This window comes from Paradesertivirga mongoliensis (assembly GCF_024436395.1).
In the GTDB taxonomy this organism is placed as follows: Bacteria; Bacteroidota; Bacteroidia; order Sphingobacteriales; family Sphingobacteriaceae; genus Paradesertivirga; species Paradesertivirga mongoliensis.
In genome coordinates this window covers 477,102-489,892 of the sequence record NZ_JAFMZO010000004.1, presented here as the reverse complement: position 1 = coordinate 489,892, position 12,791 = coordinate 477,102, and the positions used below count along the sequence as shown (strand labels likewise).

The following is a 12,791-nucleotide window of genomic DNA, read 5'->3' as shown; positions in this document are numbered from 1 at the left end:
ATTAGGTCTTAATATTATCAATGCGAAGATAAGAAAATAAGCCAGTTTGGGGGCATCTGTGGAAAAGTTTTAGAGTGTTAAAAACATCAAAAAACCAGTTAATGAATGCAAAAAGCAGGATTTGGAAAGCAACTTTCGTTTCTATGGCAAGAGCAGCCCCGCTATCCGTTACAAGCTCGGCCTCCACCTCTTCCACGACTCGCTTTTCTCTACTATCGGGTTTAGGCGGCAAGGTTTGGCTCCCTTGGCGTGGAGTACTTTTCAAAGCTCCCATGCTTCTTTAACTTTTTGAAAGTAATGGCGGAATGGTTAGAACTTTCCAAAAGTTCCGAGACTTTTGGAAGTTGTGCGGTGGGTGTTAGAACATATTGCCTAAAACTTTTAGAAAGTAAACGGACGGAGGGGCTAAAATTTTCTAAAAGTTATACCTACACCCAATCAATACCTTTCTTTAACAGCCTCAAAGTCCTCTCCTCTTCGGTCCCTGGCTCGGGCTTAAAGTCATATACCCAATTGGCCTGAGGCGGCAAACTCATCAGAATCGACTCAATTCTGCCATTGGTTTCCAAACCGAATTTCGTTCCTGCATCATAAACCAGATTGAACTCCACATATCGGCTCCTGCGTTGATACTGCCATTGCTTCTGAGAAGATGAAAACTCTTTTTTCCGGCTACGGTTAACCAGTTCCGAGTAAACGGGTACAAATGCCCGCCCAACAGCTTTCGAAAACTCAAATATTTCCTCCCAGCCGATACCCGCTGTAGCCGGAGTTAGCCGATCATAAAATATACCGCCAATTCCGCGCGTTTCGTTACGGTGTTTGATAAAGAAATAGTCATCTGCCCAAGTCTTAAACTTTGAATAAAACTCAGCGTTGAACTTGTCGCAGACACTTTTTAAAGACTTATGAAAGAAGCGGGCGTCTTCTTCAATTACATAATGCGGCGTAAGATCGATACCTCCGCCAAACCACCGGGTATTTTCATCGATTTCGAAATATCTGATATTCATGTGAATGATTGGAACCAGAGGGTGGTTCGGATGGATTACGATAGAAATGCCCGTCGCAAAAAAATCTTCCTTATCAATCTTAAAGGCTTTTTTTATAGGTTCTGGCAGCTGGCCATGCACCGCCGAAAAGTTTACGCCACCTTTTTCAATAATACCGCCATTTTGAAGTATTCGGGTTCTCCCTCCGCCGCCGCCGTCACGCTCCCAAAGTTCTTCCTGAAATTTTCCGGTTCTATCCAGCGCTTCAAGTCCGGCAGTAATTTCATCCTGGATAAGTTGATATTGGGCAGCTATTTCTTCCTTCCTTATCATCCTGTAAAGATGCTTCTTCTTGTTTAAAACAGCAGATATAACTTTAATTTTGACACCAGAAAGAAAATTAATTTTTTTCAGACACCAACGTTCCTTCTTCAGGCACATCCTCTCCCTCTACATAGTCGAGATCCTTACCGAAGGTTTCTTTAAGCTGGCTGAGCGCGAACAAACCGAGTGCTGCCAGTATGCCTGTCATTAAATATGCAGCGGTAAGCAGATTGTACTGTCCAACAAAAAAATTAAATAAAATCGTGATTGGTATAAGTGCGCCCCGTACAAAGTTGGGTACGGTGGTAGTTACGGTTGCCCTGATATTTGTTCCAAATTGTTCTGACGCGATGGTAACGAAAGTTGCCCAATATCCCACTGCAAAGCCCATAAACAGGCAAAGCCAGGTAAATCTTTCAGGACTTATTCCTTCACTGCCCAAATAAGCTATAATACTGATCACAGACAGAATATGGAAAATAAACATGGTGATTTTCCTGGATTTAGTGATCTGTGCCAATAATCCTGCTACAATATCACCCACAGCAATCCCAATATAGGTATACATAATGCCCGTTCCGGCCTTTATTGGTTGTGTAGCACCAAGTTCTTTTCCGAATTCCGGCGATAGAGTTACTAATATCCCGACAACAAACCATAAAGGCGCGCCGATTAAAATGCAATACAAATATTTAATAAGATTCTTGCGATTGCCGAGTATCAGCATCACATTTCCTTTTGATATGTTCTTGTTGGCTACTTCATTGAACATCCCGGATTCATACGTTCCAACGCGGAGAAACAATAGAACTAAACCCAGGCCTCCCCCCACAAAATAAGAGGTTTGCCAACTACCGGTCCATTCATAAACGAAGTTAGCCAGCACAGCGCCGAACAATCCTACTCCGGCGACTATCATGGTGCCGTATCCCCGGTTTTCCTTGCTCATGGTTTCACTTACAAGTGTAATCCCCGCGCCAAGTTCGCCGGCAAGTCCCACACCTGCGATAAAACGGATGTAAGCATAAGAGTCAACATCGGTAACAAAACCATTTGCAATATTAGCGAGCGAGTAGAGCAAAATCGATCCAAAAAGAACCTTTATGCGACCAAGTTTATCGCCCATTATTCCCCAGAGAATGCCTCCGATCAGCAAACCGGCCATCTGCATATTTAATACATATTGGCCTTGTATTCGCATGTGTTCCTCGGCAATACCTATATCTTTAAGACTTTGAACTCTAACGATAGAAAAAAGTACCAGATCATAGATATCCACAAAATATCCTAGAGCGGCAACAACAACAAGAAAAATAACATTCTTTTGAGAGGATGCAGTTTTAGTCATTCGGTTATCGGTTTAACCGATGAAACTACAATTAAATTTAAGAAAGGAAAAAAAGAATTGTAATTCTGCCTGATTTCGGAGCAGGCAGAATTACAGAAAGAGATTAGGGAGTTGGTGTTGTGCCAGTGCCTTCAGTGCCGGTTCCGGTACCTGTTCCTATAGTATCAGTTCCTGTTCCCGTACCCATGCCTGTGGTATCGGTCATCATGGTATCTGTACTCATACCCTCTGTAGGCATTAAGGTCGAGTCAGAATCGGCATTGCCTGATTCGTTCTGATTCGAGCTGCATGCGGAAAATGTTAACGCGAAGCACCCCGCGATTAGCGCTAATTTAAAAGCTGATTTTTTCATTTCATTAGTTTTAATAAGTAGATATTAAGATCGACCAACTTTTAACCTTGCTTAAATTAAATTGTTTACGAAATGTTAAACTCTTTTGGTTAAAATCAGCATATTCGCTAATGCTTGTATCTGAAAGGGTATTAAAATGGGCCATGCGGATGTATCCTCCGTTTTTGTTTCAGGGAATATGGATACAAAAGTTCGAAAAAGAGTTTACAGGTGCGCAGGTAAAAATTTGCAACAGCATCTTGAACAGGAATTACAACCGGTCTATTTTTGGCGGCACTATTTCCAGCGCTTCCGACCCTTTTTATGTTATTTTGTTCCACCAGATTTTAGGAAGGAAGGGGTATCAAGTCAAACTTTGGCTTAAACATGCATCAATAGACTACATAAGACCCGCGAATTGCAACCTTTATTTTTCACTTAGCCTGGGCGATGAGGATATTAAAGAAGCTTTACAGAAACTTGATGAAGATGGAAAATTTATAAAAACATTTCCCGTTAAAATAACTAATAAAGAAGGGGTGCTTTATGCGATGGTGCATAATGAGATTTATATAAAAAAGCTCAGTTCTTCTAACAACTAATTCCAGAAATGAATTCTTTCAGACCACATCATATAAAACAGCTCATTTTTGAAGGTGAAGGAGTTTCTCTAGATTTCAAAAAAACCATCACCTCCTGCGAAAAGATTGCAAAGACCATGGTTTCGTTTGCAAACAATAAGGGCGGACGTTTATTGGTTGGCGTGGCCGATAACGGCGAAATTAAAGGCTGTAAATCTGAAGAGGAAGAGAAATATATGCTGACCAAAGCAGCTACCTTTTTTTGCAGACCAGCACTTGAACCAATTTTTGAGGAAATATACATTGATAACAAAGTTGTTTTGCTTGTTGATATTCGCGAAAGCGATTCTAAACCGCATTATGCTTTAGGCGACGATAAAAAATGGTGGGTGTATATCCGGGTGAAAGACAAGAGTCTGCTTGCCAGTAAAATAGTGGTGGACGTATTAAAGGGAAGTTCCAGGGACGAAGGTGTATTTATCGAATATTCAAGTAAAGAAAAAGCTCTGCTCGAGTACCTCGATGAAAATGAGCGCATTACCTCTAAAGAGTACGGCAAGATTTTGAACCTATCGCGCAGGCGGGCGCAACGGATTTTGGTAAATCTTGTTTTATCTGGTGTAATCCGCTTACATACCACCGAAAAAGAAGAATACTATACCGCCTCCTGACCGGTATTAACTCCGCTTTTCGCCTATCTATCAGCCAGCTATGTTTTCGAGGTACAAACTCCATTATAAAACCAACCTGATCCTGGCAATCCCTGTGGTAATTTCGCAACTCGGACATACGCTGGTTCACATGGCCGATAGTATTATCGTTGGCCATTTTGCCGGTACGATTTCCCTGGCGGCTGTATCCCTTGTTAACAGCATATTTACCGTGATGATGGTAATAGGGATTGGGATTTCGTATGGCCTCACTCCTCTCATTGCTCAGGAAGACGGCAAAAGAAACTTTAGGGAATGCGGAAAGCTTTTGGCTAATAGCTTGTTCATCAACGTGCTAACCGGATTTTTGCTTTTTGTGGTCATTTATTTCGGATTACTCCTGTCAATAGACCACTTAGGACAAGCTCCCGAAGTGGTCGCTGAAGCAAGACCGTATCTCGGATTGCTTGGTATATCTATTATTCCGCTAATGGTCTTTATGACGTTTAAGCAGTTTGCTGAAGGCCTGGGCTTTACAAAACAAGCTATGGTAATTTCCATTGCAGGCAATGTGATAAATGTCATCCTGGGTGTCATTTTCGTTAAAGGACTTTTCGGAGTTGAATCAATGGGCGTTGCCGGTGTGGGTTGGAGTACTTTGATTGACCGTACTCTTATGGCTATCGTCATGGGGATTTATATTGTAAGATCGGCACATTTTAAGGCATATATCAAGAACTTCGCGATTCGTCGAATCAGCAAAATCAGATCATTTAAAATATTAAAGATTGGCGGGCCTGTTGCTATGCAATATGCTTTTGAGGTTAGCGCATTTAGCGGTGCAGCTATAATTATCGGAACTATCGGCGCTGCTCATCAGGCTGCACACCAGGTAGCTATTAACCTGGCGGCAATTACCTATATGATGGCCAGTGGCATTTCTGCAGCAGCCACCATCAAAACAGGTAATAGCTTCGGGCGAAAAGATTTTAAGGAGTTGCGTTTGTCGGCAAATTCGAATTATCACATCGTGATCGCTTTTATGATGTTTACAGCTTTATTATTCGTTAGCTTAAACCAGTTTCTGCCGCTTTTATACACCACAGACAAAACAGTAGTTATGATCGCATCTCAGCTACTTATCATTGCCGGACTGTTTCAACTTTTCGATGGAACCCAGGTGGTGGGCCTTGGCATTCTGCGCGGTGTTGGTGATGTGAACGTACCCACGTTAATAACGTTTATAGCCTATTGGATCATTGGGCTGCCGGTAGCGTATTTCCTTGGAATAAGCTTGTCGCTTGGAGCTAACGGCGTATGGTTCGGATTGACCATCGGCCTGCTGATATCATCCTTACTCCTTTTTTTGCGATACAGACATATGGTTAAAAAATTCAAACTCGGTGTATAGAGAACCGATTCAAAAATTTACTTTTGTCGGTAATTTAAAAGAAAATGATCAACGTAAACGAATACTTTAACGGAACTGTAAAATCTCTTGGCTACGATTCTTCCGAAGGGAAATCAACCATTGGTGTAATTGAACCAGGCGAATATGAATTTGGCACCTCGAGCCACGAAACTATGATTGTAATTGAAGGCGAACTTGTTGCGCTTTTACCGGGTCAATCTGATTGGAAAAATTATAAAAACTCCGAATCATTCGAAGTTCCGGCGAATTCCAGTTTTAAAGTTAAAGCAAATAGCCAGACTTCCTACTTGTGCAAGTATAAATAGTTTAAACCCAAGAAGGCGCAGGGATATCTTCGAGACTTTGCGCCTCTGTGGTTAAATCTTACCGCTTCATAAAACACTTACTCTAAAAATACATCTCAACTGCCAACCTAAAAGTGTTGCAGTGTGCCTCAACTATATCGCTGATCCGCTGCGAATACCCTCCTCCCATACTTACCTGGACTGGTATTTTCTCACTCTTGCATCGTTTAAGAACCAACCTGTCTCTTTCTTTACAACCTTGTCTTGTCAATCCTAAATGCCCGAACCTATCAGTCGCCAGTACATCAACTCCCGAAAGGAAAAAAACAAAGTCAGGTTTAGTTTTTTCAAACAGGCCGGGTAAAGTCTCCGCCAGGATATTTAAGTATTCCTCGTCCATCATTCCGTTTTTCAAACCGAGATCCAAATCCGATTTCTCCTTTCTAAAAGGAAAATTCTTCTCAGCATGCATTGAAAATGTAAAGACCCTGGGTTCGTTTTGAAAAATTTGCGCCGTTCCATTTCCCTGATGAACGTCGAGATCAATAATTAATATTGATTTAGCAAGACTGTTTTCCAACAGATAAGTGGCCGCAACTGCCTGATCGTTTAAAAGGCAAAAACCTTCGCCCCAGTTTGTACCTGCATGATGAGTACCTCCTGCAACGTTAAAGGCAATACCATTATCAAATGCAAAATGACAGGTGTCGATTGTTCCCTGAACTATTCGCATCTCACGTTCGACCAATTTCGCGGTAAGGGGAAAACCTGTTCTCCGCTCTTCTTTAGCGCTGAGGTGTAGCGTTTTTAGTCGCTCCCAATAGTCTTTATCGTGGGTTAACAAAATATACTTTTCGTCAACTGCTTGGGGAGAAAATAAATTATCCTTACTTATTGTCCCTTCATGGAGCAGTTGTTCGGGGATCAACTCATATTTCAGCATCGGAAAGCGATGGCCTTCTGGCAAAGGATGGGCATAAATCGTATCAAAAGCGATCTTTAACACGTTTCTTCCAACTGATGAATTAATAAACCTGCCGGAAACTTTGGTTCAAAAGATGTTGATTTAGCCGGCATCTTTTCTCCGCTATCGGCGATTTGAAAAAGGCTGGAAATGGAGGGCGGACTTAAAACAAAGGCGATTTGATAATCACCGGAGTTTACTCTTTCTTCAAGCTCCCCTATCGGATGTTTGCCTGATATAAAAGTTATTCTTTTATCTGTATTCGGATCGTCAATATCAAATATGGGCTTAAGCACATGGTTGTGTAGAAGCGATACATCCAAATTATTAATGAGATCTGCTCCATGATACAAAAATGGTTTTGCCTTTAGCTTATGCCAGAAGCCTGCGGCGTACAAAGAAATTTCATGACGATCTAAGCTACCTCGATCGTATTCCAGCACCTCAAAAGTCTGGCCGATTTTCTCTAATAAACTTTCTGCATCAAAATCAGCCAAACCCGATATAAGCCGGTTGAATGAATACAAGCGCAATTGGTCATGGGCCATATATACGGTCGAAAAACAAGTCCTCTGCGAATTTTGGTCCTCCATTTTGCGGCTGTATCTTAGAGCGGCTGCGACGCGGTGATGTCCGTCTGCAATATACGCCGACTTAAGCACCGAGATCTCCGACATGAGCGACTTAATGCGATCTAACTCCGAGATTCTCCAGAGTTGGTAGCGGTCTTCATTCTGCATGAATTCAATCTGCGGTCTGGTCTCTACCGTCGAAAAAATATGCTGATCTATCGATTCAGATCCTGGATATGTTACTAATATGGGATTGGCATCAATCTCTGCGTTCCCAAAATAATCGGCCAGTTGCTCTTCCCGTTCTGTTCGGGTGGTCTCATGGGCTTTGATATTATTGTTTGCAAAATCAGCTATCGAAGTACAAGTCCAAATACCGGTATAGGTAACTTTGTCCCTGGTAAGCCTGTAAATGTAAATCGCAGGCTCCTGATCCCGGATTAGAATGCCTTGTTTTAAAAAAGCAGCCAGATTTTCTTTGATCTGTAAAAAGGACTGCTCTTTTCTGGTCTCGCCCGGACTATCGTTCTGAATATCCGGTACAAGCATCTGCACAAAAGATAAAGGGTTCAAACTGGCCATTTCTTTCGCAACCTCTAGGCTCATTTCCTCTGTTGAGCATATTACTTTCCCTGCATTGAGAGAAAGCGGGTGGAGCCATTTTACGGGAAGAATATTCGGCATAGGCAGCATTCTATAATGGAACATGCGTTTAACAAAAAAGGTTGCCTGCATTTGCAAACAACCTTTTCTAATTAAGTATTTGAAGCTTATTTTTTGAAGTGATCAATAATAAGATTGGCAAGTTCAACGCCAATTCGCTCTTGTGCTTCGTTTGTAGCGGCACCGATGTGCGGCGTTAATGATATTTTAGGATGGGTTAAAATCTCCTGCCGTGGAGTTGGCTCATTGTCAAAAACATCTAAACCAGCAAATGCCACCTTACCCGAATTTAGCGCTTCAACTAAAGCAAGCTCATCAATAGCACCACCACGCGCACAATTTACTACACCAACGCCCTTTTTAATTTTTTCAAACTCCTCTTTTCCAAGAATCGCTTTATCTACAAAAGGAATGTGCAAGCTAATAAAATCAGATTCGGCTAAAAGCTCATCCAGGGTTACTTTTTTTACCGGGACCTTCACATTTACTCCCCCAGCAAGATTTAGTTCAATTTGAGTTTCAAAGTCGTACACATCGTATCCTAAAACCTCCATACCCAAACCAAGCGCCATCTTAGCGGTCTCTTTCCCGATACGGCCTAAACCTATAATTCCGATTTTTTTTCCTTTTAACTCAATACCTTTTGCGTAGGCTTTTTTCAGGTCGTTAAATTTGGTTCCGCCTTCAACCGGCATTTTACGGTTAGCGTCGTGCAAAAAACGAACTCCTGTAAAAAGATGAGCAAAAACCAGCTCGGCCACAGATGGAGACGACGCGGCTGGGGTATTTACCACCGCACGACCTTGTGATCTTGCGTAATCAACATCGATATTGTCCATCCCAACCCCACCACGACCAATAAGTCTTAAGTTCGGACAAGCATCAATCAGATCTTTACGAACTTTTGTTGCACTGCGAACAGTAATCGCATCAAAGTTTTTTAGCGCTTCTGGTAATTGTTCCTGAGGAATATTTTGTGTCTCAACAAAAAAACCGGCAGCTTCAAGCATGCTCTTTCCTGTTGCGTCGATACCGTCGTTGGCAAGAATTCTAATCATTATTATACTGTTTAGTTTTTGTATTTAATTTTACTTTCTTCTATTTCACCGTTTCGGCAAACTCCTGCATCACATCTATCAGGCTATGGATGGCCGTGATCGGTAAGGCATTATAGATTGAAGCTCTGAATCCGCCTACACTGCGATGTCCTTTTATTCCAACCATTCCTCTTTCTTCAGCAAGTTTTAAGAAAGGCTTTTCCAGCTCTTTATTTTCCATGACGAAGCAGATGTTCATACGAGAGCGGTCTTCTACAGCACATGGCGACTTAAATAAAGGGTTACGGTCAATCTCTTCATATAAAGCAGCGGCTTTCGCGATGTTTTCTTGCTCAATAGCTGCCACACCTCCTTTTGATTTTAACCATTGAAGATTTAGCATCGATACATAGATTGAAAATACCGGCGGGGTATTGTAAAGCGACTTGTTGTCAGCATGGATTTTATAATCCAGCATTGAAGGCAATTTACGGCCAGATTTTCCTAATAGTTCATCCTTAATGATCACCAGCGTTACTCCGGCAGGGCCCATGTTTTTTTGTGCACCGGCATAGATAATTCCAAAATCCGATACGTTTATCTCGCGACTGAAGATATCTGAAGACATATCACAAACCACTGGAACAGAAGTCTTCGGAGTCTCAAATAATTCAGTTCCAAAAATGGTATTGTTGGATGTATAATGGAAATAAGCTGCATCAGCAGGGATTTCGTAATCCTTAGGAATAAATGTATAGTTAGATTCTTTTGATGAAGCAACAACTTTTACCTCGCCAAATAATTTTGCTTCTTTTAAAGCCTTACTAGCCCAGGCACCAGAATCCAGATAGGCAGCCGACTGCCCTTCGGCTAACAAATTCATGGGTACCATAGAGAATTGTGTGCTGGCCCCACCCTGTAAAAGCAATACAGAATATCCCTCCGGAACATTCAAAAGTTCTTTTACCAGTTTAATTGTTTCGTCTACAACTGCCTCAAATTCAGGGGCTCTGTGCGAAATTTCCAGGATTGATAAACCTGTGTCGTTAAAATTTAATACTGCCTGTGAAGCTTGTTTAAATACTTCCTGAGGTAAAATACAGGGGCCTGCGCCGAAGTTACATATCATTTTGGTTCAGTGTTTTATGTTCCAAATTTAGAATATTTATATCTTTTTCTCACTTAATTTTTAATTTTAGCAATGAATTTTATATTTAACTGACGGGATGTTAAATAATTAGGAATAGCATATTGATTGTTATTCACATCTTTTATCCATAGAAACGATACTGTATTGTTAATGTTTAACAAATTAAACACCTCAGCATAAGCAATAAAAGAGCTAAAGTATCGATCTAAAAACCCGGTTTTATTCCTGTTGCCACGCTCTAAAAAATCTTTTGAAAAACCTATATCGGCTCTTTTATACGAAGGTATTTTAAAATATCCCCGGTAACGTTCATTATCAGGCGGGCCCGTCGGCAGTGAAGATCCGTATAGAAGGCTTAAATGAACTTTGTAAGAAGGGCTGTTAAAAAGCTTGTCTTGAAAAAAAACAGAGAAATTAACACGCTGATCGGTCGGCCGCTTCAGATAACCCGGATAAATAGTTTTAATGCTACCGTCGGCCTCTTTCACCTGGTAAGAATCATCTTCTATATCTTCAGCTGTCTTCATAAACGACAATCGGAATGAAGACTCAAGGCCCTTTACAAACTCTCCGCTTAAGGCAAAATCAGCTCCCATTGCATATCCCTCAGATTGCTGATCCGCAAGATAGCGTATTCTTAAATTTTCAATCTTGTAAGGAATCAAATTGCTCAGCTTTTTATAGTACAGTTCAGACGAAAACCTGAACGCAGTTGAATTTCTTGTAAACGAATAATCTGTTCCAGCTAGTAAATGTATAGAACGCTGAGATTTTGCGCGGTTATTCAAACCTCCATTGAGGTTCCTCAGTTCGCGATAAAAAGGTGGCTGATTGTATAATCCGGCGGAGAACCGGTAAACAACGTCTCTCTGGCTGGGATGATAAACCGCATTCAGTCTCGGACTTATTAACATTTCTTCGGTGAAAGTGCTGTAGTTGCTTCTAAGGCCACCGCAAAGGGTTAATTGAGATGTAAGGGCTAACGTATTCTGAATGTATGCACTTATTCTGTTTGTAATCACCGAATTTCTTGCGCTGACAGCATTCATCGCCAGTAAGGCACCTGTATTATTGGGAAGTGTATATCCTGCAGAGTCGATTATTTGATACTCATTTAAATAATCGTCGATTTTATCGTACTGGTACCTGATTCCGGCTTCGATGAAAGAGTCGTTTTTTTGAAAATAAGCCCTTAATTCCGAACTATATATATGCGCTTGGAGATTGTTTCTCGCATACTCGTAATTCACGCCAATACCTCGGTTAATTCCCGCGCCTGGTATCCCTTCATCCTCAGTGCTCTGTTCTTCAAAAATATAACTACCTTCAATGTCAAATGTCTCCCGCTCGCTATTGTTAAAAGCCGAGTTGATCCATTTGAACCATAGATTTTGCCAGGGCTTAAATGTTAAAGTAAGCGCAGCGGCCACAGATTCGTACTTGTCTTCTTCTTTCCCCTGATAATTTATATTTAACTTGAATTGCCGGTCTAGCGTTCCGAAAGTCGTTTCACGGCTTTCAGGAATCAACGTGAAACGGCTTAGATTATAGTCGCCGAAGGCAGAGATATTTAGTTTTTTGTTAATGTCTATATTGTAAAGAATCTGAAAGTCATAAAACTGAGGTTGATAACTGCCTTTAACCGGCTGTGATTTCAACAAACTCCGATTGGTCTTTTGCCTCAATCCAGCCAGGAGAAATGAATCTTTGAAGGGCATCTTTGCGGAAGCAGACAATCCCAGCATCCCCAACGACGCAATGTACTGAGTGCTATCTGGCCTGCTATATCGCACATCAAGCACAGAAGATAACTTATCACCATATTTTGACTCGAAACCACCTGCCGAGAAGCTGGCTTTGCTTAGAAGTTCCGGATTGATAAAACTTAAGCCCTCTTGCTGACCATTACGGACAAGCAAGGGGCGGAAGATCTCCACATCATTAATATAAACGAGATTTTCATCAAAATTCCCACCTCGTACAGAGTACTGCGAGCTAAGTTCATTATTGGACGAGACGCCGGGCAAGGTTTTTAAAATGGCTTCAAAATTTCCGGAAGCCAAAGGAATATTTTGAATCGAGCCAATATCTATACTTCGTAAATTCCCAGGCCGGTCTCTCTCTGAATTGATGGTAACCGGGTTTAGCTGTGTGATGTCGGTAACAAGAGTGATGTTCTTTTCTACATCATTTTTTGAACTGGTCACTACATCGAGTACCTGACTGAGATATCCCGTTAGTGAGTAAGATACTTTTAAGCTGGCTGCCCTTGCCCTGAATGTCAATGTATAAAAGCCTTCCTTGTCGCTGACGGTAGAGGGGCCGGAATTTAAAAGCCGGACATTCACACCTTCTAAACTTTCGTGCTTTTCGTTCGTTATCTTTCCCCGAACGGTCACCACTTTCTGGGCCCAGGTAAAGCTTGTAAGAAAAAGCAGGAAGATAATGAAGGTGCTTCTCATC

The 12,791-nt window shown here is 41.5% G+C and carries 13 protein-coding genes; 4 read left to right on the top strand and 9 right to left on the bottom strand.

Annotation, left to right across the window (positions count from 1 at the left end; all coding sequences use genetic code 11):
- Position 1: 1 nt before the first annotated feature.
- The 4 genes from J3P43_RS17700 to J3P43_RS17685 form a co-directional block, all read right to left on the bottom strand.
- Entirely contained in the window at positions 2-274 is a 273-nt protein-coding gene (locus J3P43_RS17700; RefSeq protein ID WP_255904926.1) for a hypothetical protein, read from the bottom strand.
- Between the two features lie 154 nt (positions 275-428).
- Positions 429-1,325: an oxygen-dependent coproporphyrinogen oxidase gene (hemF, locus tag J3P43_RS17695; protein WP_255904924.1), complete on the bottom strand. Its 897-nt coding sequence runs from the start codon at positions 1,323-1,325 to the stop codon at positions 429-431.
- Positions 1,326-1,392: 67 nt separating this feature from the next.
- Complete coding sequence (locus J3P43_RS17690; RefSeq protein ID WP_255904922.1) at positions 1,393-2,664, bottom strand: MFS transporter; 1,272 nt, start codon at positions 2,662-2,664, stop codon at positions 1,393-1,395.
- 103 nt (positions 2,665-2,767) lie between these two features.
- Complete coding sequence (locus tag J3P43_RS17685) at positions 2,768-3,016, bottom strand: hypothetical protein (RefSeq protein WP_255904920.1); 249 nt, start codon at positions 3,014-3,016, stop codon at positions 2,768-2,770.
- A 110-nt stretch (positions 3,017-3,126) separates the two neighbouring features.
- Here J3P43_RS17685 and J3P43_RS17680 point away from each other — a divergent pair, with 110 nt between their 5' ends.
- From J3P43_RS17680 to ppnP, 4 genes are read left to right on the top strand one after another with little or no spacing between them, the layout of a single operon-like run.
- Entirely contained in the window at positions 3,127-3,597 is a 471-nt protein-coding gene (locus tag J3P43_RS17680; RefSeq protein ID WP_255904918.1) for a DUF4442 domain-containing protein, read from the top strand.
- Between the two features lie 8 nt (positions 3,598-3,605).
- The gene (locus tag J3P43_RS17675; protein WP_255904916.1) at positions 3,606-4,247 is read left to right on the top strand and encodes an RNA-binding domain-containing protein; all 642 of its coding nucleotides are present in this window, start codon (positions 3,606-3,608) and stop codon (positions 4,245-4,247) included.
- Positions 4,248-4,287: 40 nt separating this feature from the next.
- Positions 4,288-5,637, top strand: coding sequence for an MATE family efflux transporter (locus tag J3P43_RS17670; RefSeq protein ID WP_255904914.1), 1,350 nt, complete (start codon positions 4,288-4,290; stop codon positions 5,635-5,637).
- 44 nt (positions 5,638-5,681) lie between these two features.
- Positions 5,682-5,963, top strand: coding sequence for a pyrimidine/purine nucleoside phosphorylase (gene ppnP / locus J3P43_RS17665; RefSeq protein WP_255904912.1), 282 nt, complete (start codon positions 5,682-5,684; stop codon positions 5,961-5,963).
- An 82-nt stretch (positions 5,964-6,045) separates the two neighbouring features.
- Here ppnP and J3P43_RS17660 read toward each other — a convergent pair whose 3' ends face one another.
- From J3P43_RS17660 to J3P43_RS17640, 5 genes are all read right to left on the bottom strand, one after another.
- The gene (locus tag J3P43_RS17660) at positions 6,046-6,948 is read right to left on the bottom strand and encodes a histone deacetylase family protein (protein WP_255904910.1); all 903 of its coding nucleotides are present in this window, start codon (positions 6,946-6,948) and stop codon (positions 6,046-6,048) included.
- Positions 6,942-8,186 carry a DUF1015 domain-containing protein gene (locus J3P43_RS17655; protein ID WP_255904908.1) on the bottom strand — a complete coding sequence of 415 codons (1,245 nt, stop codon included), beginning with the start codon at positions 8,184-8,186 and terminating at the stop codon, positions 6,942-6,944. The genes J3P43_RS17660 and J3P43_RS17655 overlap by 7 nt, the downstream gene beginning before the upstream one ends.
- A gap of 62 nt (positions 8,187-8,248) precedes the next feature.
- Positions 8,249-9,199 (bottom strand): D-2-hydroxyacid dehydrogenase, encoded by a 951-nt coding sequence (locus tag J3P43_RS17650; RefSeq protein ID WP_255904906.1) that lies wholly within the window; start codon positions 9,197-9,199, stop codon positions 8,249-8,251.
- A 40-nt stretch (positions 9,200-9,239) separates the two neighbouring features.
- On the bottom strand, positions 9,240-10,307 hold the full coding sequence (gene serC / locus J3P43_RS17645) for a 3-phosphoserine/phosphohydroxythreonine transaminase (protein ID WP_255904904.1): 1,068 nt from the start codon (positions 10,305-10,307) through the stop codon (positions 9,240-9,242).
- 53 nt (positions 10,308-10,360) lie between these two features.
- A complete protein-coding gene (locus tag J3P43_RS17640; RefSeq protein WP_255904902.1) occupies positions 10,361-12,790 on the bottom strand; it encodes a TonB-dependent receptor in 2,430 nt (809 codons plus the stop codon).
- Between the last annotated feature and the right edge of the window lies 1 nt (position 12,791).

Excerpts from the sequence above, each read along its gene's own strand:
- J3P43_RS17700 (WP_255904926.1), bottom strand. The coding sequence starts at position 274 with ATGGGAGCTTTGAAAAGTACTCCACGCCAAGGGAGCCAAACCTTGCCG.
- hemF (WP_255904924.1), bottom strand. The coding sequence starts at position 1,325 with ATGATAAGGAAGGAAGAAATAGCTGCCCAATATCAACTTATCCAGGAT.
- J3P43_RS17690 (WP_255904922.1), bottom strand. The coding sequence starts at position 2,664 with ATGACTAAAACTGCATCCTCTCAAAAGAATGTTATTTTTCTTGTTGTT.
- J3P43_RS17685 (WP_255904920.1), bottom strand. The coding sequence starts at position 3,016 with ATGAAAAAATCAGCTTTTAAATTAGCGCTAATCGCGGGGTGCTTCGCG.
- J3P43_RS17680 (WP_255904918.1), top strand. The coding sequence starts at position 3,127 with ATGCTTGTATCTGAAAGGGTATTAAAATGGGCCATGCGGATGTATCCT.
- J3P43_RS17675 (WP_255904916.1), top strand. The coding sequence starts at position 3,606 with ATGAATTCTTTCAGACCACATCATATAAAACAGCTCATTTTTGAAGGT.
- J3P43_RS17670 (WP_255904914.1), top strand. The coding sequence starts at position 4,288 with ATGTTTTCGAGGTACAAACTCCATTATAAAACCAACCTGATCCTGGCA.
- ppnP (WP_255904912.1), top strand. The coding sequence starts at position 5,682 with ATGATCAACGTAAACGAATACTTTAACGGAACTGTAAAATCTCTTGGC.
- J3P43_RS17655 (WP_255904908.1), bottom strand. The coding sequence starts at position 8,186 with ATGTTCCATTATAGAATGCTGCCTATGCCGAATATTCTTCCCGTAAAA.
- J3P43_RS17650 (WP_255904906.1), bottom strand. The coding sequence starts at position 9,199 with ATGATTAGAATTCTTGCCAACGACGGTATCGACGCAACAGGAAAGAGC.
- serC (WP_255904904.1), bottom strand. The coding sequence starts at position 10,307 with ATGATATGTAACTTCGGCGCAGGCCCCTGTATTTTACCTCAGGAAGTA.
- J3P43_RS17640 (WP_255904902.1), bottom strand. The coding sequence starts at position 12,790 with ATGAGAAGCACCTTCATTATCTTCCTGCTTTTTCTTACAAGCTTTACC.